Origin of the sequence: Streptococcus danieliae (genome assembly GCF_025447695.1) — a bacterium.
Lineage (GTDB): Bacteria > Bacillota > Bacilli > Lactobacillales > Streptococcaceae > Streptococcus > Streptococcus danieliae.
This window is the reverse complement of sequence record NZ_JAOBSU010000141.1, coordinates 1-3,346: the sequence shown is the minus strand read 5'-3', so window position 1 is coordinate 3,346 and position 3,346 is coordinate 1. Positions and strand designations below refer to the sequence as shown.

Sequence of the window (3,346 nt, the reverse complement as noted above, 5' to 3'; positions counted from 1 at the left end):
CTAGAAGCACAAGCAAGCTTGACGGCTTTAATATCCTGCTAGAACATTGAAAATTGAATATCTATATCAAAGAAAGTAACAAGAAATAAACCGAAACGCTGAACGCATAAGAGTTTACTTAATTCAGGTAGAGTTAAGAAGAAGGTTAAGTTAGTAAGGGCGCACGGTGGATGCCTTGGCACTAGGAGCCGATGAAGGACGTGACAAACGACGAAATGCTTTGGGTAGCTGTAAGTAAGCGAAGATCCAGAGATGTCCGAATGGGGGAACCCACTAGCTGAAGGCTAGTATCTTTAGTTGTTAAGACTAAAGAGGGAAGACGCAGTGAACTGAAACATCTAAGTAGCTGCAGGAAGAGAAAGCAAACGCGATTGCCTGAGTAGCGGCGAGCGAAACGGCAGGAGGGCAAACCGAGTGGTTTACCACTCGGGGTTGTAGGACTGCAAAATGTGAAGTTAGACTATAGAAGAATGACATGGGAAGGTCAGCCAAAGAGAGTGAGAGCCTCGTATTTAAAATAGTTTAATGAGCTAGCAGTATCCTGAGTACGGCGGGACACGAGAAATCCCGTCGGAATCTGGGAGGACCATCTCCCAACCCTAAATACTCCCTAGTGACCGATAGTGAACCAGTACCGTGAGGGAAAGGTGAAAAGCACCCCGGGAGGGGAGTGAAATAGAACCTGAAACCGTGTGCCTACAAGAAGTTCGAGCCCGTTAATGGGTGAGAGCGTGCCTTTTGTAGAATGAACCGGCGAGTTACGATTACATGCGAGGTTAAGTTGAAGAGACGGAGCCGTAGGGAAACCGAGTCTGAAAAGGGCGGTATAGTATGTAGTCGTAGACCCGAAACCATGTGACCTACCCATGAGCAGGTTGAAGGTGAGGTAAAACTCACTGGAGGACCGAACCAGGGCACGTTGAAAAGTGCTTGGATGACTTGTGGGTAGCGGAGAAATTCCAAACGAACTTGGAGATAGCTGGTTCTCTCCGAAATAGCTTTAGGGCTAGCGTCGACATTAAGAATCTTGGAGGTAGAGCACTGTTTGGGTGAGGGGTCCATCTCGGATTACCAATCTCAGATAAACTCCGAATGCCAATGATTTATGGTCGGCAGTCAGACTGCGAGTGCTAAGATCCGTAGTCGAAAGGGAAACAGCCCAGACCACCAGCTAAGGTCCCAAAATAATTGTTAAGTGGAAAAGGATGTGGGGTTGCACAGACAACTAGGATGTTAGCTTAGAAGCAGCTATTCATTCAAAGAGTGCGTAATAGCTCACTAGTCGAGTGACCCTGCGCCGAAAATGTACCGGGGCTAAAACAATTTACCGAAGCTGTGGATCCTGTAAAGGATGGTAGGAGAGCGTTCTATGTGTGGAGAAGGTGTACCGTGAGGAGCACTGGAACGCATAGAAGTGAGAATGCCGGTATGAGTAGCGCAAGATGGGTGAGAATCCCATCCACCGTAAGACTAAGGTTTCCAGGGGAAGGCTCGTCCGCCCTGGGTTAGTCGGGACCTAAGGAGAGACCGAAAGGTGTATTCGATGGACAACAGGTTGATATTCCTGTACTAGTATATAGAGTGAAGGAGTGACGCAGAAGGCTAGGGGAAGCCAGTTAATGGATTCTGGTCTAAACAGTGAGGTGTGGTAAGAGTCAAATGCTTTTACCTGTAACATTGAGCTGTGATGGGGAGGTAGCTAAGGCTATCGAGTCCCTGATGTCAGGCTGCCGAGAAAAGCTTCTAGCGCTAATCTATATACTACCCGTACCGCAAACCGACACAGGTAGTCGAGGCGAGTAGCCTCAGGTGATCGAGAGAACTCTCGTTAAGGAACTCGGCAAAATGGCCCCGTAACTTCGGGAGAAGGGGCGCTCAGTATAACTGAGCCGCAGTGAAAAGGCCCAAGCAACTGTTTATCAAAAACACAGCTCTCTGCTAAATCGTAAGATGATGTATAGGGGGTGACGCCTGCCCGGTGCTGGAAGGTTAAGAGGAGTGCTTAGCGGTAACGCGAAGGTATGAATTGAAGCCCCAGTAAACGGCGGCCGTAACTATAACGGTCCTAAGGTAGCGAAATTCCTTGTCGGGTAAGTTCCGACCCGCACGAAAGGCGTAATGATTTGGGCACTGTCTCAACGAGAGACTCGGTGAAATTTTAGTACCTGTGAAGATGCAGGTTACCCGCGACAGGACGGAAAGACCCCATGGAGCTTTACTGCAGTTTGATATTGAGTATCTGTGCCACATGTACAGGATAGGTAGGAGCCGATGATCTAGGGACGCCAGTTTCTAGTGAGGCGCTGTTGGGATACTACCCTTGTTGTATGGCTACTCTAACCCGGATAGGTGATCCCTATCGGAGACAGTGTCTGACGGGCAGTTTGACTGGGGCGGTCGCCTCCTAAAAGGTAACGGAGGCGCCCAAAGGTTCCCTCAGACTGGTTGGAAATCAGTCGCAGAGTGTAAAGGTATAAGGGAGCTTGACTGCGAGAGCTACAACTCGAGCAGGGACGAAAGTCGGGCTTAGTGATCCGGTGGTTCCGTATGGAAGGGCCATCGCTCAACGGATAAAAGCTACCCTGGGGATAACAGGCTTATCTCCCCCAAGAGTTCACATCGACGGGGAGGTTTGGCACCTCGATGTCGGCTCGTCGCATCCTGGGGCTGTAGTCGGTCCCAAGGGTTGGGCTGTTCGCCCATTAAAGCGGCACGCGAGCTGGGTTCAGAACGTCGTGAGACAGTTCGGTCCCTATCCGTCGCGGGCGTAGGAAATTTGAGAGGATCTGCTCCTAGTACGAGAGGACCAGAGTGGACTTACCGCTGGTGTACCAGTTGTCTCGCCAGAGGCACAGCTGGGTAGCTATGTAGGGAAGGGATAAACGCTGAAAGCATCTAAGTGTGAAACCCACCTCAAGATGAGATTTCCCATCAGTAATGAATAAGAGCCCTGAGAGAAGATCAGGTAGATAGGTTAGGAGTGGAAGTTGTGTGAGCAATGTAGCGGACTAATACTAATAGCTCGAAGACTTATCCGAAGTCGTAAGACGACTCTTGTGTGTAAGTTTTGGATCTTGTTAGAGATTTGAATAGATATTCAATTTTGAGTGTTCTTGAATACTCAAAAGAATAGAAGTCGAATACAGCCTCACTTCTTTGGAAAAAAGATAATTCTTCCTAGTGTCTTAGGACACTTCGTCAAAATTCCTATTTTTCCTTAAGAAGTGCAAGCAAGCTTGACGGCTTTAATATCCTATAGTTAAGTGACGATAGCCTAGGAGATACACCTGTTCCCATGCCGAACACAGAAGTTAAGACCTAGAACGCCGGAAGTAGTTGGGGGTTG

Annotated in this window: 2 rRNA genes; both read left to right on the top strand. The window is 48.6% G+C overall.

The window, feature by feature from the left end:
* Window positions 1-143 precede the first annotated feature (143 nt).
* Window positions 144-3,038: ribosomal RNA gene (locus tag N4310_RS07995) — 23S ribosomal RNA — on the top strand.
* Window positions 3,039-3,259: 221 nt separating this feature from the next.
* A 5S ribosomal RNA gene (gene rrf / locus N4310_RS07990) occupies window positions 3,260-3,346 on the top strand; the annotation flags it as partial.